Source organism: Streptomyces sp. CNX435, from assembly GCF_059570575.1.
Genome location: NZ_JCANTA010000030.1, coordinates 57282 through 79910, shown reverse-complemented (window position 1 = coordinate 79910; position 22629 = coordinate 57282). Strand labels below are relative to the sequence as shown.

General features: G+C 71.5%; 20 protein-coding genes, 1 tRNA gene and 1 pseudogene. 20 read left to right on the top strand and 2 right to left on the bottom strand.

From position 1 onward, the window contains the following. The 6 genes and pseudogenes from T328_RS32495 to T328_RS32470 all read left to right on the top strand — a co-directional run. Positions 1-505, top strand: a 505-nt coding sequence (locus tag T328_RS32495) for an SDR family NAD(P)-dependent oxidoreductase (protein WP_496499827.1), incomplete at its 5' end; no start/stop codon positions are given. A gap of 117 nt (positions 506-622) precedes the next feature. Then, entirely contained in the window at positions 623-1705 is a 1083-nt protein-coding gene (locus tag T328_RS32490) for an SMP-30/gluconolactonase/LRE family protein (protein WP_496499826.1), read from the top strand. Between the two features lie 300 nt (positions 1706-2005). Then, complete coding sequence (locus tag T328_RS32485) at positions 2006-2923, top strand: alpha/beta hydrolase (RefSeq protein ID WP_496499825.1); 918 nt, start codon at positions 2006-2008, stop codon at positions 2921-2923. A gap of 311 nt (positions 2924-3234) precedes the next feature. After that, on the top strand, positions 3235-3825 hold the full coding sequence (locus T328_RS32480; RefSeq protein ID WP_496499824.1) for a TetR/AcrR family transcriptional regulator: 591 nt from the start codon (positions 3235-3237) through the stop codon (positions 3823-3825). A 494-nt stretch (positions 3826-4319) separates the two neighbouring features. Continuing rightward, positions 4320-4700 (top strand): annotated as a pseudogene (locus tag T328_RS32475) (protein kinase family protein); the annotation flags it as partial. Between the two features lie 69 nt (positions 4701-4769). Continuing rightward, entirely contained in the window at positions 4770-5024 is a 255-nt protein-coding gene (locus T328_RS32470; RefSeq protein WP_496499831.1) for an integrase core domain-containing protein, read from the top strand. A 408-nt stretch (positions 5025-5432) separates the two neighbouring features. On the opposite strand, the gene T328_RS32465 is transcribed toward T328_RS32470, so the two are convergent. Both T328_RS32465 and T328_RS32460 read right to left on the bottom strand, forming a co-directional pair. Then, positions 5433-5624 (bottom strand): hypothetical protein, encoded by a 192-nt coding sequence (locus tag T328_RS32465; RefSeq protein WP_496499823.1) that lies wholly within the window; start codon positions 5622-5624, stop codon positions 5433-5435. A gap of 383 nt (positions 5625-6007) precedes the next feature. Next, positions 6008-6079, bottom strand: a tRNA-Arg gene (locus tag T328_RS32460). 163 nt (positions 6080-6242) lie between these two features. Between T328_RS32460 and T328_RS32455 the strand changes: the two genes are divergently transcribed. The 14 genes from T328_RS32455 to T328_RS32390 all read left to right on the top strand — a co-directional run bounded on the left by T328_RS32455 (position 6243) and on the right by T328_RS32390 (position 22432). Beyond that, complete coding sequence (locus T328_RS32455; RefSeq protein WP_496499822.1) at positions 6243-6695, top strand: response regulator; 453 nt, start codon at positions 6243-6245, stop codon at positions 6693-6695. Positions 6696-6758: 63 nt separating this feature from the next. Beyond that, complete coding sequence (locus T328_RS32450) at positions 6759-7739, top strand: DALR anticodon-binding domain-containing protein (RefSeq protein WP_496499821.1); 981 nt, start codon at positions 6759-6761, stop codon at positions 7737-7739. Between the two features lie 31 nt (positions 7740-7770). Further along, a complete protein-coding gene (gene lysA / locus T328_RS32445) occupies positions 7771-9159 on the top strand; it encodes a diaminopimelate decarboxylase (RefSeq protein WP_496499820.1) in 1389 nt (462 codons plus the stop codon). Between the two features lie 147 nt (positions 9160-9306). Further along, a complete protein-coding gene (locus T328_RS32440) occupies positions 9307-10599 on the top strand; it encodes a homoserine dehydrogenase (RefSeq protein WP_496499819.1) in 1293 nt (430 codons plus the stop codon). Between the two features lie 36 nt (positions 10600-10635). Beyond that, positions 10636-11706, top strand: coding sequence for a threonine synthase (gene thrC, locus T328_RS32435; protein WP_496499818.1), 1071 nt, complete (start codon positions 10636-10638; stop codon positions 11704-11706). A gap of 452 nt (positions 11707-12158) precedes the next feature. Beyond that, positions 12159-13136, top strand: coding sequence for a homoserine kinase (thrB, locus tag T328_RS32430; RefSeq protein ID WP_496499817.1), 978 nt, complete (start codon positions 12159-12161; stop codon positions 13134-13136). Positions 13137-13692: 556 nt separating this feature from the next. Next, positions 13693-15657, top strand: coding sequence for a transcription termination factor Rho (gene rho, locus T328_RS32425; RefSeq protein WP_496499816.1), 1965 nt, complete (start codon positions 13693-13695; stop codon positions 15655-15657). A gap of 204 nt (positions 15658-15861) precedes the next feature. Further along, positions 15862-17028, top strand: a complete 1167-nt coding sequence (locus T328_RS32420) for an LCP family protein (protein ID WP_496499815.1) — start codon at positions 15862-15864, stop codon at positions 17026-17028. 162 nt (positions 17029-17190) lie between these two features. Next, positions 17191-17412: a 50S ribosomal protein L31 gene (rpmE, locus tag T328_RS32415; RefSeq protein WP_018840095.1), complete on the top strand. Its 222-nt coding sequence runs from the start codon at positions 17191-17193 to the stop codon at positions 17410-17412. A gap of 145 nt (positions 17413-17557) precedes the next feature. After that, a complete protein-coding gene (prfA, locus tag T328_RS32410) occupies positions 17558-18637 on the top strand; it encodes a peptide chain release factor 1 (protein WP_496499814.1) in 1080 nt (359 codons plus the stop codon). A gap of 38 nt (positions 18638-18675) precedes the next feature. Next, positions 18676-19533, top strand: coding sequence for a peptide chain release factor N(5)-glutamine methyltransferase (prmC, locus tag T328_RS32405; RefSeq protein WP_496499813.1), 858 nt, complete (start codon positions 18676-18678; stop codon positions 19531-19533). A gap of 13 nt (positions 19534-19546) precedes the next feature. Beyond that, positions 19547-20194: an L-threonylcarbamoyladenylate synthase gene (locus T328_RS32400; protein ID WP_496499812.1), complete on the top strand. Its 648-nt coding sequence runs from the start codon at positions 19547-19549 to the stop codon at positions 20192-20194. Next, on the top strand, positions 20191-20829 hold the full coding sequence (locus tag T328_RS32395) for an arsenate reductase/protein-tyrosine-phosphatase family protein (RefSeq protein WP_496499811.1): 639 nt from the start codon (positions 20191-20193) through the stop codon (positions 20827-20829). The genes T328_RS32400 and T328_RS32395 overlap by 4 nt, the downstream gene beginning before the upstream one ends. Positions 20830-20995: 166 nt before the next feature. Beyond that, positions 20996-22432 carry an MraY family glycosyltransferase gene (locus T328_RS32390; RefSeq protein WP_496499810.1) on the top strand — a complete coding sequence of 479 codons (1437 nt, stop codon included), beginning with the start codon at positions 20996-20998 and terminating at the stop codon, positions 22430-22432. The last annotated feature ends 197 nt before the right edge of the window (positions 22433-22629 follow it).

The following is a 22629-nucleotide window of genomic DNA, read 5'->3' as shown; positions in this document are numbered from 1 at the left end:
CAACGTCCTCGGTGTCATCCGTATGACGAAGGCCGTCCTGCCGCACATGCGCGCCCAGAGTGGCGGACGCGTCATCAACATCTCGTCCGTCCTCGGGATCGTCCCCCAGCCCTTCATGGCCCTCTACGTCGCCTCGAAACACGCCGTCGAGGGCTACTCCGAGTCGCTGGACCACGAGGTCCGCGAACACGGCATCCGGGTCCTCCTCGTCCAGCCCGGCTATACCAAGACGAGCTTCGACACCAACGCCGCACAGCCCGACACCCCGCTGCCCCTGTACGCGGAGCGACGGCGCGTCTTCGACGAGGTGATGGCGGAGGCGATGAAGGACGGCGACGACCCCGCCGTCGTCGCCAAAGTGGTCGTCACCGCGGCCACCGACAAGAAGCCGAACCTGCGCTACACCGCCGGTCCGCTGGCCTCACGCGTCACCAAGGCGCGCCGCCTCGTCCCCGCCGGAGCGTTCGACAAGCAGATCCGCAAGAACAACCGCATGCCCACCTGACATCCCGGTCCGGCTGCAATGGCTCCGATGCCGCCTGAATATCTCCGATGTGCCCCGATATCTCTGTTGTCTCTGACAGTCCATTGATCAGTCACTCGTTGGTTTGCCAGGAGAGTCATGCAGCAGCAACGCCAGCAAACGGCCCGGCGCAGTGCATCGAGCGCAAGGCGTTTTCTGAAGAAGAACGCCGTCATCGTGCTGGCGGTCACCGCGTCGGCGGCAGTCCTGGGGTCGGCGCCGTCCGCGTCCGCAGGGACGGGATACTCGTATCGCGGAACCGTTGTCACCGACGTACGGACCGTGGCGAACTTCGACTACGCCGTCGGCGAGATCCCCGAGAACATCACCGTCAACCCCGACGGCTCAATGACCCTGTCCATGCTCGGCAGTTGCGCGGTGTGCGAGCGCACCCATGGGCCGCAGCTGATGCGTATCTCGGCGTCCGGAGAGCGCACGGTGTTCGTCACCGGGCAGGTGGGTGAGGCGATCAGCGGCAACACCCGTGGCACTGACGGCACCGTCTACTACAGCGTGTGGGCCCCGGGCAACGCGGCCAGGAACGGCGTGTACACGCTGCGTGCGGACGGCACCCCTCAGCGCATCGCCGCTCTGCCCGCCGACGCGGGCCCCAACGGGCTGGCCATCGACCCGGCCGGACGCACCCTCTACATCGCGGACAGCCTGAAGGGCACCATCTGGTCCGTTCCGGTCTCGGGCGGCTCGGTGACCCCGTGGCTGACCGATGACGCCCTCGCGCCGGTGCCGGCCGCAGCCCTGCCGATCGGTGCCAACGGGCTCAGGTTCCACAACGGTGCTCTGTGGGTCAGCAACTTCAACAAGGGAACACTGCTGCGGGTACCGGTCACCGGCACCGGCGCGGCCGGTCCCATCCACCCTGTCGCGGACGGCCTGCCCAACATCGACGATCTCAGCTTCCTGACCCCCTGGTCCGATGTGGTGTTCGCGGCGCAGAACGGCTCCTCCTCGCAGAACGGTCCGGACAGGATCGTGGTGGTCTACCCGAACGGCACCCACAAGGCCGTTCTGACCAGCGCGGACGGTCTCGCCTCGCCCTCCGCGACCGCCGTTCGCGGCGACCGGTTGTATATCACCGACGGCGGGGTGCCCGAGCCCCACGACGCGAAGCTGCAGACCGGGAGGATCAACGTCGCCGCTCTCCTTGCCAACGCGGCACACTGACTCGGCCAGGGCGGTATCCGGGGGCGCAAGACCTGGCTGCCATGGATGAACGCATGCCTCGTCACCATCGTGATCGCCGACCGGGACAACCCCGGCGACGGCTGCCCCAACGCAAGCGCCGCGTGGACGCAACCAGTCAGGCGTACACCGACGGCGTGCTGATCATTATCGACGGCTTCACCGCTTTTACGGCGGTGGCGAGGCCGGCTACACCGGCCACCCCATCCACACCGCATGACAAACCCCGGCGATACCGGTCCTGGCGGGCCGGTATGCCCCAATGGCCCATGGAGGTGCCACATGTCTGACAACGCTGCTGTCGAACTTAGCCCGGAAGCGATCGAATTCGCGGACTTCATGGCCGGACTGGTGGCTCCCGAGTCCGAGCTGGACGCGATGCGCATCGTGTCGGAGAGCGTCCATCTGCAGGCCCGGGAGCCGGAAGGCGTCACCTATCGCGAGGTGGACGCCGGCGGCGTTCTGGGAATCTGGTGCGAACCCGTCGACGCCCACACCGACCACGTCCTCCTGCACGGCCACGCCGGAGGCTCCGTACTGTCGTCGGCATTCGTCGACCGAAAACTCGCCGGCCATATCGCCAAGGCCGCAGGAGCCCCCGTACTGGTGCTGGACTTCCGCAGAGCACCGGAACAGAAGTACCCGGCCCAGGTCGACGACGCCGAGGCGGCCTTCAACTGGCTGCTGTCCGAAGGGTACGAACCGGGGAACATCATCACGATCGGCCACTCGATCGGCGGGTTCATGGCCGTCGCCCTGGCACTGCGCCTGCGCGACAAGAAGCAGCCGCTGCCCGGCGCCATCGTGTCGATCTCCCCCTGGTGCGACCTGGAGATCGCCAACGAGACCATGGTGACCAAGGCCGCAACGGACAAGATCCTCAGCAAGGAACTCCTGGAGTTCTTCCGGGAGTCCTGGATCGGCGGCACAGGCATCGAGTTCACCGACACCCGGATCAATCTCAACCGGGCGGACCTCAGCGGCCTGCCCCCGACCCTCGTGTCCTGGGGCACCTACGAGGTCCTGGCCGGCGAGGACGAGGAGTTCGCCGCCCGCGTCAAGGAAGCCGGAATCGACACCGCGACCGTCGTGGTCCCAGGCGGCCAGCACTCCTACGTCTACGGCGCCGGCCGGGTCCCGGAATGCGACGCCGCCATCACGCAGATCGGCGCATGGGTCCGGGACACAGCGAAGATCTGACCGAGCCGCCCCGGCCCGGCCGTCGCGCGGCGGCGAGGTTCGGGGTCGGCCTCGCCGATCACATCGCGGGCGGAAGGCGACGATACACGGAGGCGGGCTGATCTTCGGCGCACCCGAGCAGCCCGACCGTACGAACATCGCCTTCGCCCGCGAACTCGCTGGGTCCGTGCCTGCCTCACTGATGAACGCCCGACGCTCGCCTGTCGTCCGTGCCGCGCAGCGCCGTCATCTGCCCGAAGTCGCCGCCGTCCACTTTTTGGATTACGCTCGCAATACTATAGTACTGGCGAGTCGGCGAAGGAGCGTGTGCTGTGGTGCGGTACGGAAAAGAGCACAAGCGGGAGACGAGGCGGCGGATCATCGAGACGGCGGGCCGCCGGTTCAAGCGAGACGGCATCGACGGCTCCGGGGTCTCGACGCTCATGAAGGACGCGGGGCTGACCAACGGGGCCTTCTACGCTCACTTCGAATCCAAGGAAGACCTCGTCACCACGGCAATCGCCGACCAGTTGAAGACGCAGGCCGAGAACGTCGTCGCGCGGGCCGCGCCTGGCCGTGCCGGACTCGAGCAGATTGTGCGAGGGTACCTGTCGCCCCAGCACCGCGACAGCTTTGTCGACGGCTGCCCCAACGCCGCTCTGCTCGACGAGATCGGGCGCTGCACCGACCCAACCAGGCAGGCGTACACCGATGGCGTGCTGGCCCTCATCGACGGCATTGCCGCCCGCATGGCGCCCGAGGCCCCGTCCTCCGCACGCGTGAAGGCGCTCAGCCTCCTCGGCCTGATGGCCGGGACATTGCAGCTTTCCCGCGCCTTGACCGACGAAGAACTCGCCAATGAACTCCTCGATCAGGGGATAAACAACGCCCTCGCCCTGCTGGACGCCGGGCAGCGCGTCTGACGCACCACATTCCCGAGCCCCAGGCCGTGGCTCGGGGACGGTAAGCCTCACCGCGGGGAGGCGGAAGAGCGCCGGTGCCGGGCGCAGGGCGTGGCACCAACTGGCTGTGCACGTGGGAACAGTTCTCGCGTACACAGCCACACCAATCTCCAGCGCAGCCGGCGGGACGCGGCACGGATGTGCACCTGTGCGGTGGCTCTATTCACGAGTCGGGGCTCTGTGGTCTGGCCAGCACTACGCTGTGGACCGGTCTGGCAGTCTTCGGCCGTGAAACGGGTCGAGCGCGACGAGAGGGGACGAGGGGGAGAGGCGTTGCCGGAGATCGGCTTACGGGGCGTCGTTATCGACGGCCGCTATGAGTTGGTCGAGCAGATGGGTGTCGGCGGTGCGGGCGAGGTGTGGCGGGCCCGCGACACCGATCGGTATGACGATGTCGCCGTGCAACTGCTACCTGGGGCAGTGCTACGGACCAGAAAGCGCAGGCTCGCTTCGACCGTACAGTCGCCGCGCTGGCCGGGCTGGACAGTCCGTACCTGGTCGCGGTGCGGGCCTACGGCATCACCGAACTCGCCGGCCGGGCTGGCCACGGCTACCTGGTGCTGGCGCCGCTGACCGGCCGCCCCCTCGGGGAGTTGCTTGCCGAGCAGGGCCGAATTGGCTGGCGCCGGGCGCTGGCGGTGGCCGAGCAGGTGTGTACCGCACTGGTCGCCGTTCATGCTGCGGGCTTGGTGCACGGATGCCTCCAGCCCGCCAGCGTGCTGATCGACGACGCCGGCGCCGAGGTAGTAACCCTCCTGGACGCTGGGCTCGCCGGCTTCGCACCGGCCGCCGACGCAGAAGAGGCCGCACCGGCCGCGGGCGGGGCGCTGTACCTCGCACCGGAGCATGGCGATGGTGCACCGGCCGAATACACCTCGGATGAACTCCGCCGCGACATACGCAGGTTGCGCCTGCGTCAGAGCATGGGCAGAACCGGCTCGTGCTACGACAACGCCGCCGCCGAGTCGTTCTTCGCCGTGCTGAAGGAGGAGATCGGCACCCGCGAGTGGCCGGACCGGGCCACCGCCCGCGCCGAGATCTTCACATTCATCGAGACCTTCTACAACCGCAAGCGGCTACGCAAACACCCGACCTGGGGCTATCTCACACCCCTGGAGACGCGGCAGCGGCACGAACGAGGCCACACCCTCGCAGCGTAAGCATCGAGTGTCCAAGATCACGGGGGAACTTCACCCCAGCCCACTCACGAACCGCTGGTCACCCGCGAGTTGTTCGACGTGGTTTCCGCCATGCCCCGTAAACGCCAAGGCTCACGGACTGCCTGCGGCGTGAACCGGCATCCTGCCGCCAAACGCTCCTACGTTCTACGTTCGTATGTGGTCTGCGATCTGTGCGAGCGGCGTATGTTCGGCAAGACCCGACATCGCGTCCCGTACTACGCATGCGAGGTGGACCCGAACGAGCACCGCGAAAGATCTTGGTTCCCCGCCCACCCCAAGAGCTTGTGGATCCGTGAGGAGACATTGCTCGAATCCGTCTCCGATTTCTTCACCACGTGCGTTTTCGGGCCCAACCGGCGTGTCCATCTGGATGCAGCCCTCAGAGCGTCACAGCCCCGGGATGCGTCTGATCGAATCTCCAACGAGCGCCACGCGCTGGAGCAGGCCATCTCCGCCATCGACCGCCGCCAGGACCGCCTGATTCAGACCCTTGCAGAGGGCATCGGCGGAGACGGGCCTGGTGAAGGACTCGACCCCGAGCTTGAGAAGGCGTTCCGCGACGGCATCCGGAAAGAACACGCCCACCTGGGCAGGCAGCGCAAAGCTCTCTCCGAACAGCTTGGCCGGATGGACGCACCCGAGCCTTCTGGTCGAGTTGGCGATGCGGCCCTGCTTGACGCCCTACCGATGTTGAACGTAGACGTCAGGAGGTTGCCCGAAGAGAAACAACGCCAGCTCTACGAAGCTTTCGGGCTGGAGGTTCGCTACAGCCGACCCCGAGAAGACGTCAGTCTCAGGGTCACCATCGCGGGCCATCTGGTGCACGAGCTGAGGGACGTCGCCGATGGTCTGCAGACAGGGCACCCGAAGTCGAACAGCAGCGTCGAAGCGGGTTCACATGGCTACAGCACCCAGAGCGGCAAATCGGGCTATGATGCCCCATTCCGTTCCCATGTTCTGGGTGCCCCCGGCAGGATTCGAACCTGCGCACACGGCTCCGGAGGCCGTTGCTCTATCCCCTGAGCTACGGGGGCGGGTCTCCGCGTGGTGACGCGGTGACGGGTAGAACCCTACCAGCTTCCGGGGGGTGGTCGGGTACTGGGTTTTGGGGGTGGGGGGCGGGGTGTGTGTGCAGGTCAGGGGCGGAAGTGTTCAAAAGCCGGACGTAGGGGGGCGGGCGCGCCTACGCTTTCCCTTGTGCCTGGCTTGTCCGGTCGGGTCCTTGTCGTCGATGACAACAAGGTGATCCGGCAGCTGATCAGGGTCAATCTCGAACTTGAGGGTTTCGAGGTCGTGACCGCGGCCGATGGTGCCGAGTGTCTGGAAGCCGTCCACCGGGTTCGTCCCGATGTGGTGACGCTCGACATCGTCATGCCCCGGCTCGACGGGCTGCGGACCGCGGCCCGCCTGCGGGCCGATCCGCGGACGCGGGAGTTGCCGATAGCGGTGGTCAGCGGGTGCAGTGAATTGGAGGCCGAGGCCGGGCGGGTGGCCGGGGTGGACGCGTTCGTCGCGAAGCCCTTCGAGCCCGTCGATCTGGTGCGGGTCGTGCGGCGGTTGGCTGCGCGGCGGGCTTCCGAGCGGGTCGGGGAGTCCCTGGCCGGGGATGCCGCCGACGACGCGGAGCCCGCCGGGTCTTCCGTGTGCTGAGCCGGGGACGAGTCCGGTAAAAGGGTTCGCCTCCCTCCCCGGTGCCTCCCATACGCTGGTCCCGTGGACCCCGCAGAGCTCACCGGTACCGTCTTGCGTACGGTGCGATCCGCCGCGGTGGGTGAGTTCGGCGCACCCGTGCCGGCGCGCGTCGTCGTGGATCGGCCGCGGCCCGGGGGATGCGGGGACTTCGCCACCAACGCCGCCCTGCAGCTGGCCCACGCCGCCGGGCGCGACCCCCTCGACGTCGCCGCGTTCCTGCGGGAACGTCTCGCCGCCCACCCCGGCATCGCCGACGTGACCGTCACCGGGCCCGGGTTCCTCAACATCACGCTGCGGGGGAGCGGGGACCCGGTCGAGGCGGCGATCGCCGCGGGAGGCCGTTTCGGGAGCGGGGACTTCCTCGCGGGGACCGCCTACGCCGTCGAGGCCGGCCGGCACCTTCGTGCCGCCGTGGTCGCCGACGCCCTCCGGCGGCTCCTCCTCGCCGCCGGTGGCTCCCTCGCCGATCACGGCGAAGTCGTACGCGTACGGGCCGTGCCGCTGGCGTCCGCGAGCGCGGGCTATCCCGCCGACGCCGTCCGGTGGGCCTGCCTGCGCAGTCCCGGGGACCACCGGGCGCGCCTCACCCCCGACCTCCTCCTCCGGCGCGAACCCAACCCCCTCTTCCGCATCCAGTACGCCCACTCCCGCACCGCCGCCCTCGCCCGCGCCGCCACCGCCCTCGGCGACCCACTCGACGTGCCCCCCGCCGTCCCCGTACGGCACACTCGCACCGGTGGCGCCCTCCGCGCCGCCATTGGCGACCTCCCCGCCGTCGTGGAGACCGCCGCCCGCCGCCGCGCGCCCGACCGGCTCGCCCGGCACCTCGACGTCCTGGCCGACGCGTTCCTCGCCGCCGAGGCGGCCCACCCCGCCCTGCCCGGCGGCGACGAGGAGCCCACCGCCGGCCACCAAGCCCGGCTGCGCCGGGCCGCCGCCGCCGGGATAGCCCTCCGCAACGGGCTCGATCTTCTCGGGATCCCAGCCCCGGAACACCTGTGACAACCCCGCACCACCGAAGGAGTACCCCGCCGTGAGCCGATCCGCCCACCCCGCCGGCCCCCGGCACGGCGACGTGCTGCCCGAAGGGCACTACGCCGCCCCGCCCGCCGACCTCAACGACCTCGACCCGCGCGTCTGGGCCCGTACCGTCGCCCGGGACGCCGACGGCGTCGTCACCGTCGGCGGGCTGCCCGTGACCCGGCTCGCCGAGGAGTTCGGCACCCCCGCCTACTTCCTCGACGAGGCGGACTTCCGCGCCCGCTGCCGCGCCTGGACCGACGCCTTCGAGGGCGCCGACGTCTTCTACGCGGGCAAGGCGTTCCTCTCCCGCGCCGTCGTCCGCTGGCTGCGCGAGGAGGGGCTGAACCTCGACGTCTGCTCCGGCGGGGAGCTGGCGACCGCGCTGGCCGCCGGGATGCCGGCCGAGCGGATCGCGATGCACGGCAACAACAAGAGCCCGGCCGAGATCCAGCGGGCGGTCGAGGCCGGCGTCGGGCGGATCGTGCTCGACTCGTACCAGGAGATCGTCCGCGTCGCGCACATCGCCGAGCGGCTCGGCAGGCGCCAGCGGGTGCAGATCCGGGTGACGGTCGGCGTCGAGGCGCACACGCACGAGTTCATCGCCACCGCCCACGAGGACCAGAAGTTCGGTCTCGCGCTCGCCGACGGCCAGGCGGCCGAGGCGGTACGGCGGGTGCTGAAGCTGGACGCCCTGGAGCTGGTCGGCATCCACAGCCACATCGGCTCGCAGATCTTCGACATGGCCGGCTTCGAGGTGTCCGCCCGCCGCGTCGTCGGGCTGCTCACCGAGATCCGCGACGAGCACGGGGTGGAGCTGCCCGAGATCGACCTCGGCGGCGGCCTCGGCATCGCGTACACCCCGGAGGACGACCCGCGGGAGCCGTACGAGATCGCCAAGGCGCTGCGCGACATCGTCTCCCGCGAGTGCACCGCCGCGGGGCTCGCGATGCCCCGGCTGTCCGTGGAGCCGGGCCGCGCCATCGTCGGCCCCACGGCCTTCACGCTGTACGAGGTCGGCACGGTCAAGGAGCTGGCGGGGCTGCGTACGTACGTGAGCGTGGACGGCGGCATGTCGGACAACATCCGCACCGCGCTCTACGACGCCGAGTACTCGGTGGCGCTGGCCTCCCGCGCCTCCACCGCCGAGCCGATGCTCGCCCGCGTCGTCGGCAAGCACTGCGAGTCCGGCGACATCGTCGTACGCGACGCCTACCTGCCCGCCGACCTGGCGGCCGGCGACCTGCTCGCGGTGCCGGCCACCGGGGCGTACTGCCGCTCCATGGCGAGCAACTACAACCACGTGCTGCGCCCGCCCGTGGTGGCGGTGGCGGCCGGCGCGGCGCGCGCGATCGTGCGGCGGGAGACGGAGGAGGATCTCCTGCGGCTCGATGTCGGCTGAGCGTCGGCTGAGCGGCGGCGCGCGAGCAGTGCCGCATCTCAAGCCGTAAACGGTACGTCTCGGCATCCGGACAGAGCGTCGCAATCGCCCCCGGCTGCGTGAGACTGGAATCCGCCCCCTGATGGTGCACGTGAGGAACGAGGTCATATGAGCGAGAGGCGTCCGCTGAAGGTGGCGCTCCTGGGCTGCGGGTCCGTCGGCTCCGAGGTCGCGCGCATCATGACGGCGAACGCCGCCGACCTCGCCGCCCGGATCGGCGCCCCGGTGGAGCTGGCGGGCGTCGCGGTGCGGCGGACCGGGGTGGCGCGGCCGGGGATCCCGGACGAGCTGGTCACCACGGACGCCACGGCGCTTGTCAAACGCGGCGACGTCGACGTCGTCATCGAACTGATCGGCGGCCTGGAGCCGGCCCGTACGCTCATCACCACCGCCTTCGAGCACGGCGCCAGCGTGGTCACCGGCAACAAGGCCCTCCTCGCCGAGGACGGCCCCAGCCTCTACGCCGCCGCCGACAGCCGCGGCGTCGACCTCTACTACGAGGCCGCCGTCGCCGGCGCCATCCCGCTCGTCCGCCCGCTGCGCGAGTCGCTCGCCGGCGACAAGGTCAACCGCGTGCTCGGCATCCTCAACGGCACCACCAACTTCATCCTCGACCGCATGGACACCTCCGGCGCCGGCTACGCCGAGGCGCTGGAGGAGGCCACCGCGCTCGGCTACGCCGAGGCCGACCCCACCGCCGACGTCGAGGGCTACGACGCCGCCGCCAAGGCGGCGATCCTCGCCGGCATCGCCTTCCACACCCGGGTCCGCCTCGACGACGTACACCGCCAGGGCATCACCGAGATCACCGCCGCCGACATGGCGTCCGCGCGCCGCATCGGCTGTACGGTCAAGCTGCTCGCCATCTGCGAGCGCACGCCCGACGGCAGGTCCGTCACCGCGCGGGTGCACCCGGCGATGATCCCGCTGACGCACCCGCTGGCCTCCGTCCGCGAGGCGTACAACGCCGTCTTCGTCGAGGCCAGCGCGGCCGGGCAGCTGATGTTCTACGGCCCGGGCGCCGGCGGCGCGCCGACCGCGAGCGCCGTGCTCGGCGACCTGGTCGCGGTCTGCCGGCACCGGCTCAGCGGCGGCAGCGGGCCGGGGGAGAGCGCGTACGCGCAGCTGCCGGTGGCGCCGCCGGACGGCGTCGTCACGCGGTACCACATCAGCCTGGACGTGGCCGACCGGGCGGGCGTGCTCGCCCACGTGGCCGCGGTCTTCGCCGAGCACGACGTGTCGATCGACACCGTCCGGCAGCAGGGCAAGGATGGCGAGGCGTCGCTCGTGGTGGTCACGCACCGGGCGACGGACGCCGCGCTCGCGGCCACGGTCGAGGCGCTCCGGAAGCTGGAGACCGTCCGCGGCGTGGCCGGCACCATGCGGGTCGAAGGGGAGTGACGTAAGGAAATGGACGCAGTGACCGACGAACCTCGAATGTCAGGCACCCGCCAGTGGCGGGGCGTCATCGAGGAGTTCCGCGACCGGCTGCCGGTCAGCGGGACGACCCCGGTGGTGACGCTCCGGGAGGGCGGGACCCCGCTGGTGCCGGCCCAGGTGCTCTCCGAGCGCACGGGGTGCGACGTGCACCTGAAGGTGGAGGGCGCCAACCCCACCGGCTCCTTCAAGGACCGCGGCATGACGATGGCGATCTCTGTGGCGAAGGAGGCCGGCGCCCGGGCCGTGATCTGCGCCTCCACCGGCAACACCTCGGCCTCCGCCGCCGCGTACGCGGTACGGGCCGGGCTGACCTGCGCCGTGCTGGTGCCGCAGGGCAAGATCGCGCTCGGCAAGATGGGCCAGGCGCTGGTGCACGGGGCGCGGATCCTGCAGGTCGACGGCAACTTCGACGACTGCCTGACGCTGGCCCGGCAGCTCAGCGAGAAGCATCCGGTGGCGCTGGTGAACTCCGTCAACCCGGCGCGCATCGAGGGCCAGAAGACCGCCGCCTTCGAGGTCGTGGACGCGCTCGGCGACGCGCCGGACATCCACGTCCTGCCGGTCGGCAACGCCGGCAACATCACCTCGTACTGGAAGGGCTACGGCGAGTACCACGACAACGGCGCCGGCCCCGCCACCCGCACCCCCCGGATGTGGGGCTACCAGGCGGCCGGCGCGGCCCCGATCGTGCGCGGCGAGCCGGTGAAGGACCCGAGCACGCTGGCCACCGCCATCCGCATCGGCAACCCGGCCTCGTGGGAGCTGGCCGAGCAGGCGCGCGACGAGTCCGGCGGGCACATCGAGGCGGTCACGGACCGGCAGATCCTGCGGGCGTACAAGCTGCTGGCCGCGCAGGAGGGCGTCTTCGTCGAGCCGGCCTCGGCGGCGAGCGTCGCGGGGCTGCTGCAGGCCGCGGAGCTGGGGATGGTCGACCCCGGCCAGCGGATCGTCTGTACGGTCACCGGCAACGGGCTGAAGGACCCGGACTGGGCGGTCGCCGGCGCCCCGCAGCCCGTCGCCGTACCGGTCGACGCGGACGTGGCGGCGGAGCGGCTGGGGCTGGCCTGAGGCCGGCCCGGCCGCGCACGGCCCGGGACCACACCCGCGCACGGCCCGGGACCACACCCGCGCACGGCCCGGGACCACACCCGCGTACGGGCCGGGCGCACCGGCGTACGGGCCGGGCGGGAGCCCGTACGGCCTGGGCAGACCGCCGTACGACCCGGGCCCCGGGCCCGCGCCGGGCCGGCGCCCCGGCCGCAGGCCGGGCGCGTGCGCGGGCCGCGCATCGAGCGCCTCCTGTGCGCCCTATGTCGCAGGGGAACCCACCTTCGATAAGCTGGCGTTGAGCCCGCCGGTCGAGTGTCCCGGGCACCCCCTTTCGAAAGACGTCCGTACCGCCCGGCCGTGCGCGCACAGCGCGCCGCGGGGGCGCCGGTCGGGCAGAGTCGATACCGAGCTGATTTCCCCCACCGCCCGGGAAACCGGGTGAGAGTCACACAAGGAGAGTCACGCAAGCGATGGCCGGTCCAGCCTTCCGCGCCGCGCCCGTACGCGTCCGTGTGCCGGCGACCAGCGCCAATCTCGGCCCCGGCTTCGACACGTTCGGACTCGCCCTCGGGCTGTACGACGACGTGGTGGTCCGGGTCGCCGAGTCCGGGCTGCACGTCGACATCGCCGGCGAGGGCGCCGACGACCTCCCGCGGGACGAGTCCCACCTGCTCGTACGGGCCATGCGCAGCGCCTTCGAGGCGCTGGGCGGGCAGCCGCGCGGGCTGGAGGTGGTGTGCGCCAACCGTATCCCGCACGGCCGCGGGCTCGGTTCGTCCGCCGCCGCGATCTGCGCCGGGATCATCGCGGCGCGGGCGGTGACGATAGGCGGCACCGAGCGGTCGGGCGCGCTCGACGCCACCCCCGAGAAGACCGCGCTGCTGGAGCTGGCGGCGGAGCTGGAGGGCCACCCCGACAACGTCGCGGCGTGCCTGCTCGGCGGCTTCACGCTGGCCTGGACGGACGACGGTACGGGTGGCGCCGGTGCGGTGCCCGGGCAGGCGCCCGCGGCGGCGGTACGGGCCCTGCGGCTGGACCCGGCCGAGGGCGTCGTCCCGGTCGTCTTCGTGCCGGCCAACCCGCTGTCCACCGCGGAGGCCCGGGGCCTGCTGCCCCGTACCGTGCCGCACGCGGACGCGGCGCTGACCGCGGCCCGCGCGGCGCTGTTCGTCGAGGCGCTGACCAGGCGCCCCGAGCTGCTGCTCACGGCCACGGAGGACCGGCTGCACCAGGACTACCGCGCCGCCGCGATGCCGGAGAGCGCGGCGCTGGTGGCGCGGCTGCGGGCCGACGGCGTGCCCGCGGTGATCTCGGGCGCGGGCCCGACGGTGCTGGCGTTCGCGGAGGACGGCGCGGCCGAGAAGGTCGCCCTTTCGGCGGGCGCCGGCTGGGCGGCGAACCGGCTGGCCCTCGATCGGGAGGGGGCGAGCGTGCTACCGCTGGCCTGACGGGCCCGCGGCGGCCGTGCCACGCGACGGACGCGGGCGAGCGCAGGTCACCGGCCCGCGCACCGCCCGCACGACGACCCATACCACAGATTGCACAACGCCGAACCGGCCGCCGGCGCCGGGAGAGGGGGGAATGTCTGCGGGATCCGATAGTGTTAACCTCAAGGCAGCACCAGCGCACTCCAGTCGTAGGTCAGCACAGCCATTGGTTCCAGACGGCAGTGCTGTGTGCTGGGGTCTCTCCGGGCCGCAGGGCCCGGGGGCAGGTCCCAGGGGGATTTCCCCCGCGGGACAGCCTTTCTTCCGGGAGCCTTCCACATTGCCTGAGCAGCCTGCCGGTGCAGTGACGCTCCCGAATCGGCACCGCTGTCGTGCGTGACACCCACCCGAGTGCCCCGCACCACCAGCATGCCGACCCTGCACAGTCTTCACCGCCGTAAGGCGGACTACCGCACCGGCGCGGACCCGCGGACGCAAACGCACGGGCCGCAGCCGGAGAGCACGACCGGTCGCCGAGCCAGACAGGCCGACGCACCGCTCCAGGGAAGGACCCTTCGTGAGCGACACCACCGATCTGATGGGCGTCAACGCAGAGAACGCCGCCAGCCCAGCTTCTGGGGGTGCCTCCCAGCAGGAGACTGGGGGAGCTCCCGCAACCACCGCCGGTTCGACCAGGCGCCGTCGCGGCGCCGGCCTGGAGGGCATGGTCCTGGCGGAGCTCCAGCAGATCGCATCCGGCCTCGGGATCCGGGGCACCGCTCGGATGCGCAAGAGCCAGCTCATCGAGGTGATCAAGGAGAGGCAGGGCGCCGACGGCGGCAATCCCGCCGAGGCCAAGGCCGAGAAGGCCGCCGACAAGGCCGGCAAGGCCGAGCAGTCGGACGCCGGCGCGGCGACCCGGCCGAAGCGCCGGGCCACCTCCCGGGCCCGTACCGGCGAGGCCGAGCAGGCCGAGGGCGACGCCGGCCGCAGGGACGAGGGCGCCGACTCCCGCATCGACATTCCCGGCCAGCCCGTCAAGGCGCAGGACCAGTCCGGCGCCGAGCAGCACGCGGGCGGCGACCAGGGCGACCGGGCGGAGAAGGCCGACAGGTCCGACAGGGGCGGCGACGCCAAGCAGTCCGGCGACGGCGGCCGGCAGAAGGGCGACCGCCAGGGCGGCGGGCGCCGGGACCGGCAGAACCGCCGCAACAAGGGCGACGACGGCGGCAGCGGCCATCAGAGCCAGGGCGGCGGCCAGCAGAGCCAGGCCGGCGGCGGCCGGCAGCAACAGCAGCAGGACGACGACTTCGAGGGCGGCCGGCGCGGCCGCCGGGGCCGCTACCGTGACCGCCGCGGGCGCCGCGGGCGCGACGACTACAGCGAGCCGCAGATCGCCGAGGACGACGTCCTGATCCCGGTCGCCGGCATCCTCGACATCCTCGACAACTACGCCTTCGTCCGCACCTCCGGCTACCTTCCCGGCCCCAACGACGTCTACGTCTCGCTGGCCCAGGTGCGCAAGAACGGCCTGCGCAAGGGCGACCACGTCACGGGTGCCGTGCGCCAGCCCCGCGAGGGCGAGCGCCGGGAGAAGTTCAACGCGCTGGTCCGGCTCGACTCGGTCAACGGCCAGTCGCCGGAACAGAGCCGCGGGCGCGCGGAGTTCGGCAAGCTCACCCCGCTCTACCCGCAGGACAGGCTGCGGCTGGAGAGCGACCCGGGCGCGCTGACGCCGCGGATCATCGACCTGGTCTCGCCCATCGGCAAGGGGCAGCGCGGGCTGATCGTGGCGCCGCCGAAGACCGGCAAGACGATGATCCTGCAGTCCATCGCCAACGCGATCACCACCAACAACCCCGAGTGCCACCTCATGGTCGTCCTCGTCGACGAGCGGCCCGAAGAGGTCACCGACATGCAGCGGTCGGTGAAGGGCGAGGTCATCTCCTCGACCTTCGACCGGCCGGCGGAGGACCACACCACGGTCGCCGAGCTGTCCATCGAGCGGGCCAAGCGGCTGGTGGAGCTGGGCCACGACGTCGTCGTGCTGCTCGACTCGATCACCCGGCTCGGCCGCGCGTACAACCTGGCGGCGCCCGCCTCCGGCCGCATCCTGTCCGGCGGTGTGGACTCCACGGCGCTCTACCCGCCGAAGAAGTTCTTCGGCGCCGCGCGCAACATCGAGGACGGCGGCTCGCTGACCATCCTGGCCACCGCGCTGGTCGAGACCGGCTCGCGGATGGACGAGGTGATCTTCGAGGAGTTCAAGGGCACCGGCAACATGGAGCTGCGGCTGGACCGCAAGCTCTCGGACAAGCGCATCTTCCCCGCGGTCGACGTGGACGCCTCCGGCACCCGCAAGGAGGAGATCCTGATGGGCAGCGACGAGCTGGCCGTCGTCTGGAAGCTCCGCCGGGTGCTGCACGCGCTGGACCAGCAGCAGGCCATGGAGCTGCTGCTGGACAAGATGAAGCAGACCAAGAGCAACGCCGAGTTCCTGCTGCAGATCCAGAAGACCACGCCCACGCCCAACGGCGACTAGCGCCGGCCGGCGCCGGGCCCACGCGAACCGGTGCAGGTCAGCGACTTTTCGTGGCAAAAGCCTCCCCTCGGAACGAGGGGAGGCTTTTGCGCGTTCACCAAGACGTGTGTAACCCTTTTAGGTGATCCCTGTCGGGTAATGTGCGGAAAAGTTTGGACCTGCCCGCGGCGCGTCAGGGACCTGAGCGGCCGAGGTGAGGAGCCGATGGCGGAACCGTACGCAGCCGGGGATCCCGGCCGGCGACCGCGCAGTCCCCGCCGCAAGGCGGTGCTCGCCGCGGTCTGGGTGCTCGTGGGGGCCGTGGTCCTCGGCGGGGCCGGGTTCACGTACCTCTACTTCCGCCTCAACGGCAACCTGACCAGCGTCGACCTGGATGCCAAGCTGGGCGGCGACCGGCCCAAGGACCTGCCCGGGGGCTCCATGGACATCCTTGTCCTCGGCTCCGACTCCCGCGCCGGCGAGAACGCCGAGTACGGCCGCGACGGCGGCGGCGCCCGCTCCGACACCGCGATGATCGTCCACGTCTACGAGGACCGGAAGCGCGCCAGCGTCGTCAGCATCCCCCGTGACACCCTCGTCGACCGCCCCGAGTGCGAGCGGGAGGACGGCGGCACCGCCCCGGCCGCCGAGCGGGCGATGTTCAACGAGTCGTACTCCGTCGGCGGCCCGGCCTGCACCGTCAAGACCGTGGAGAAGCTGACCGGGGTGCGCATGGACCACTTCGTCGAGGTGGACTTCAGCGGCTTCAAGCGGCTCATCGACCAGCTCGGCGGGGTGGAGATCACCACCCGCCAGGACATCGACGACCCCGACAGCCACCTCGACCTCAAGGCCGGCACCCACACCCTCGACGGCGAGCAGGCGCTCGGCCTGGTCCGTACCCGCAAGGGCGTCGGCGACGGCAGCGACCTGGGCCGGATAGAGCTGCAGCAGGTCTTCGTCAAGGCGCTGGTGCAGCGGGTCGGCGAGATCGACCTGCTGACCAGCCCCACGAAGCTCATCGGCCTCGCCGACACCGCCACCAAGTCGATCACCACCGACGAGGACCTGGGCTCGGTGAACGAGCTGCGCCGGCTCGCCGAGAGCCTGGGCGACATAGGCCCGGACGACATGCAGATGGTCACCCTTCCGGTGACGTACGACGCGCAGGACCCCAACCGCGTGGTGCCGCTGGAGAAGGAGTCCGCGCAGGTCTGGCAGGCGCTGCGGGGCGACCGGCCGATACCCGGGTCCGCGCTGAAGGACACCGCCGGCGCGCAGGCGGGCGAGGACCGCGTGGCCGCTGCCCCGCCGGCCGGGCCCGGGGAGCTGGCGGAGGTCGCGCCCCGCGGCGGCGCGCAGGCGGCGGAATCGCTCGCGGGCGCCGAATAGCGGCGCTCTCCACGGCGATGCCCACCGCGGGCCGTGGAATAAAGCGGGCACCGGACCCGTTTTGGCGAGCACGACCGGTCCTCGTAGACTGGTACGTCGGCCCCGGTTCACGTGACGCATCCGCCGATCGACCCGGAGCCCTCCCGAACCTAGGAGAATCCCTTGAAGCGCGACATCCACCCGGAGTACGTGGAGACCCAGGTCAGCTGCACCTGTGGTAACTCGTTCACCACCCGGAGCACCGTCACCTCCGGCACCATCCGCGCGGACATCTGCTCCGCGTGCCACCCGTTCTACACGGGCAAGCAGAAGATCCTCGACACCGGTGGCCGCGTGGCCCGCTTCGAGGCCCGCTTCGGCAAGCAGGCCGCGGCGAAGAAGTAGCTCGCCCGCGTGCGCCGGGCCGGCCGCCTTCGATGAGGGCGGACCGGGCCGGCGCACGTTTTTCGTCCCGTCCGGCCGCCCGCCCCGCCCCGCTGCCCGGCCCCGCCGCCCGGTCCTGCTACTTCCCCTTACGGAGCACCCCACGATGTTCGAGGTCGTCAAGGATCTCATCGGCGAGCACGCCGCCCTGGAGCAGCAGCTCGCCGACCCCGGCGTGCACGCCGACCAGCGCCGCGCCACGAAGCTCAACAAGCGCTACGCCGAGCTGACCCCGATCATCGCGGCGTACCGCGCCTGGGAGCGCACCGGTGAGGACGCCGCCACCGCCCGCGAGCTGGCCGCCGAGGACCCGGACTTCGCCGCCGAGGCCAAGAGCCTGGAGCGGGAGCGGGAGGAGCTGACGGAGCGGCTGCGGCTGCTGCTCGTACCGCGCGACCCCAGCGACGACAAGAACGTCATCCTGGAGGTCAAGGCGGGCGAGGGCGGCGAGGAGTCCGCGCTGTTCGCCGGCGACCTGCTGCGGATGTACCTGCGCTACGCCGAGCGGCAGGGCTGGAAGACGGAGCTGCTGGACGCCAACGAGTCCGACCTCGGCGGCTACAAGGACGTCTCCGTCTCCGTGAAGCTCAAGGGCGGCGCGCCCGCGGAGCCCGGCCACGGCGTGTGGGCGCGGCTGAAGTACGAGGGCGGCGTGCACCGCGTGCAGCGGGTGCCGGCCACCGAGTCGCAGGGCCGTATCCACACCTCCGCGGCCGGCGTGCTGGTGCTGCCCGAGGCGGAGGACGTCGACGAGGTCGAGATCGGCCCGGGCGACCTGCGTATCGACGTGTACCGCTCCTCGGGGCCCGGCGGCCAGTCCGTCAACACGACGGACTCCGCGGTACGCATCACGCACCTGCCCACCGGCATCGTGGTCTCCTGCCAGAACGAGAAGAGCCAGCTGCAGAACAGGGAGCAGGCGATGCGTATCCTGCGGGCGAGGCTGCTCGCCGAGGCACAGGAGGAGGCCGAGAAGGAGGCGGCGGACGCGCGCCGCAGTCAGGTGCGTACCGTGGACCGGTCGGAGCGCATCCGCACCTACAACTTCCCCGAAAACCGCATCTCCGACCACCGGGTCGGCTTCAAGGCGTACAACCTGGACCAGGTGCTCGACGGGGAGCTGGACGCGGTGATCCAGGCCTGCGTGGACGCGGACGCCGCGGCCAGGCTCGCGGACGCCGGCTGACCACCGCACGCCGATACGCCCGAGGGACCGGAGGGAACGTGAACCTGCTGCTCGTCGAAGTGGCACAGGCCACGCAGCGGCTCGCCGACGCCGGCGTGCCCTCCCCGCGGTTTGACGCGGAGGAGCTGGCGGCCTACGTCCACGGCGTGCCCCGCGGCGAGTTGCACCGCGTCGCCGACGCCGACTTCGACGCCCGCTACTGGGAGGCCGTCGCCCGCCGCGAGGCCCGCGAGCCGCTGCAGCACATCACCGGCGTCGCCTACTTCCGCTACCTGGAGCTGCAGGTGGGCCCCGGCGTCTTCGTCCCGCGGCCGGAGACCGAGTCCGTGGTGGACTGGGCGATAGCGGCGGTGCGCGCGATGGACGTCGTCGAGCCGCTGATCGTCGACCTGTGCACCGGCTCCGGCGCCATCGCGCTGGCCATGGCGCAGGAGGTGCCGCGGGCCGCCGTGCACGCCGTGGAGCTGGAGGAGACGGCGCTCAACTGGGCGCGCAAGAACGCCGCGCACAACGACGGCGGCGCCCGTGTCGTACTGCACCATGGAGACGCGCTGACCGCGCTGCCCGAGCTGAACGGCCAGGTCGACCTGGTCATCAGCAACCCGCCGTACATCCCGCTGACCGAGTGGGAGCACGTCGCACCGGAAGCCCGCGACCACGACCCGCAGGCCGCGCTCTTCTCCGGCGAGGACGGCCTCGACCTCATCCGCGGTCTGGAGGTCGCCGCCCGACGGCTGCTGCGCCCCGGCGGGGTGGTCGTCGTCGAGCACGCCGACACCCAGGGCGGCCAGGTGCCGTGGCTCTTCACCGAGGAACGCGGCTGGGCGGACGCCGCCGACCACCCCGACCTCAACAACCGGCCTCGATTCGCGACCGCCCGCAGAGTCCGTACCTGAGAAGGAGATTGACATGGCACGGCGCTACGACTGCAGCGATGCGGCCGATCGCAGGACCGGGCTGCGCGAGGCCGCGTCCGCAGTCCGCCGCGGCGAGCTGGTCGTCCTGCCCACCGACACGGTCTACGGCATCGGCGCCGACGCCTTCACCGCCGAGGCGGTGGCGTCGCTGCTGGACGCCAAGGGCCGCGGGCGCAGCATGCCCACGCCGGTGCTGATCGGCTCGCCGAACACGCTGCACGGCCTGGTCAAGGACCTCAGCGAGGAGGCGTGGGAGCTGATCGACGCCTTCTGGCCGGGCGCGTTGACCGTCGTCGCCAAGCACCAGCCGTCGCTGACCTGGGACCTGGGGGAGACGCGCGGCACGGTGGCGGTGCGCATGCCGCTGCACCCGGTGGCGCTCGAACTGCTCAAGGAGGTCGGCCCGATGGCCGTCTCCAGCGCCAACCTGACCGGCCACCCCGCCCCGCAGGACTGCGACGCCGCCCAGGAGATGCTCGGCGAGGCCGTCTCGGTCTACCTCGACGGCGGCACGACGCCGGCCGCGGTGCCGTCCTCGATCGTGGACATCACCGGCCGCACGCCGGTGCTGCTGCGCGAGGGCGCGGTGACCGCCGAGCAGCTGCGCGAGGTCGCCGGCGGGCTTGAGGTCGCCAGTTGACCGCGCCCGAAGGGCGCACGGGGGACATACAGGGATTCCGGATCCTCCACGTCAGCACCGGCAACGTCTGCCGCTCGCCGATCACCGAGCGGCTGACGCGGCATGCCCTCGACGTGCGCCTCGGCCCGCGGCCCGCGGCGGGCATCGCCGTGGAGAGCGCGGGCACCTGGGGGCACGAGGGTGCGCCCATGGAGGCGCACGCGGCGACGGTGCTGCGCGAGTCGGGGGCGGACCCGGACGGGTTCGCGGCGCGGGAGCTGCGCGACGAGCACGTGATCCGGGCGGATCTGGTGCTGACCGCGACCCGGGACCACCGGGCGCAGGTCATCTCCATGGGGCACTCCGCGGGGCTGCGCACGTTCACGCTCAAGGAGTTCGCCCGGCTGGTACGGGCCATAGACGCCGCGACCCTGCCGCCCGCCCGCGAGGGCCCGGTGGCGCGGGCGCACAGCCTGGTGCAGGCCGCGGCGGCGCTGCGGGGCTGGCTGCTGGCCCCCAGCCCGGCCGCGGACGAGGTGTACGACCCGTACGGGGCGCCGGTGCCGTACTTCCGGCGTATCGGCGACGAGATCGGGCAGGCGCTCGATCCGGTGGTGACGGCGCTCACGGGCGTACCGGCGGCCACGGCAGGATAGCGGCCGGACAGCGGACGCATAATGGCCGGATGCAACCGGTCGGGCGCCTCGCGGGTCTCTTTCTGTAGGGCCCGGGCGTGCCTTGCGCCCGTACCCGGAGAACGAAGGCCCGGGAGCGGGCTAGTGTGTGTGGCTGAACGGAACAGCGAAACCTCTGGGGCAGCTTGTGCGTGAATACCTGCTGACGCTGTGCATCGCAGCCGCTGTCACCTATCTGCTGACCGGCCCGGTGCGGAAGTTCGCGATCGCGGCCGGCGCGATGCCGGAAATCCGGGACCGTGACGTGCACAGCGAGCCGACGCCGAGACTCGGCGGCATCGCCATGTTCGGCGGGATGTGCGCCGCGCTGCTCGTCGCTTCGCAGCTGCAGGCGTTCGAGCGGGTCTTCGAGCTCAACGAGCCCAAGGCGCTGCTGTCCGGGGCGGCGCTGATCTGGCTGATCGGCGTACTGGACGACAAATGGGGCGTGGACGCCCTGCTCAAGCTGGGCGCGCAGATGATCGCGGCGGGCGTCATGGTCCTCCAGGGCCTGACGATCCTGTGGATCCCGGTCCCGGGCGTGGGCACGGTGGTGCTGACGCCGATGCAGGGCACGCTGCTGACCGTCGCGCTCGTCGTCATCTCGATCAACGCCGTCAACTTCGTGGACGGCCTCGACGGGCTGGCCGCCGGCATGGTGGGCATCGCCGCCGCGGCGTTCTTCATGTACGCGTACCGCATCTGGTTCGGCTACGGGATCGAAGCCGCCGCCCCCGCCGCGCTGTTCTCCGCCGTGCTGCTGGGCATGTGCGTCGGCTTCCTGCCGCACAACGTGCACCCGGCGCGGATCTTCATGGGCGACTCCGGCTCGATGCTGCTGGGCCTGGTGCTGGCCGCCGGGGCGATCTCGATCACCGGCCAGGTGGACCCGGACGCGCTGCAGGTCTTCGCCGGCAGTGAGAAGCAGGCGGTGCGCTCGACGGTGCCGGTGTTCATCCCGCTGGTGCTGCCGCTGACGATCCTGGCCATCCCCATGCTGGACCTGGTGCTGGCCGTCGTACGGCGCACCTGGCGCGGCCAGTCGCCGTTCGCGGCCGACCGCGGGCACCTGCACCACCGGCTGCTGGAGATGGGCCACTCGCACATGCGGGCCGTGCTGCTCATGTACTTCTGGTCGGCGCTGGTCGCGTTCGGGATGGTGGCCTTCTCGGTGCAGGCCGACAACGTCTGGGTGGTGCTGGTGGCGGTCGGCCTGAGCGCCGCCGGGCTGGTGCTGTTGCTGCTGCCGCGGTTCGCCCCGAAGACGCCGTCGTGGGCCAACAGGCTCGTACCGCCGCGTTTCCGCCGCCCAGAGGACGCCCTCGGCGGGGAAGGGGCCCTCGGCGGGGAAGGGGCCCCCGGCGGGGAAGGGGCCCCCGGCGGGGAAGGGGCCTCCGGCGGGGAGCGGGACGACGGTCCCGGCGACGGTACGGGGCCGCAGGGCGGCCCGGCGCCGGCGGGCGGGGCCGCGGCGAACGGGTCGGGTGGGGCGCCGGGTGCACAGGAGCACGAGCTGGTGCCGGCCGGGATCAGCGGCTCCACGGCCGTGGGCGAGCGCTCGCGGTGGCGCCGCACGGGACATTGAGCCCCTTAGCAGGCATATCTCCAGGTGAGTGAGATAACTCGGCCGACGTAGCCCCTTCGTGTGACGGGCAGCACACTTCCTGAGTAAAGCTCGGGTCAAGATGCTTGTGATACCGTTCACGAGAACCCGGTGCAGAGCCGAAGGACCGTAGTGCGACGGTTCTCTGGCGCGATGCCCCTTCAGGCGGTGCACTCGCC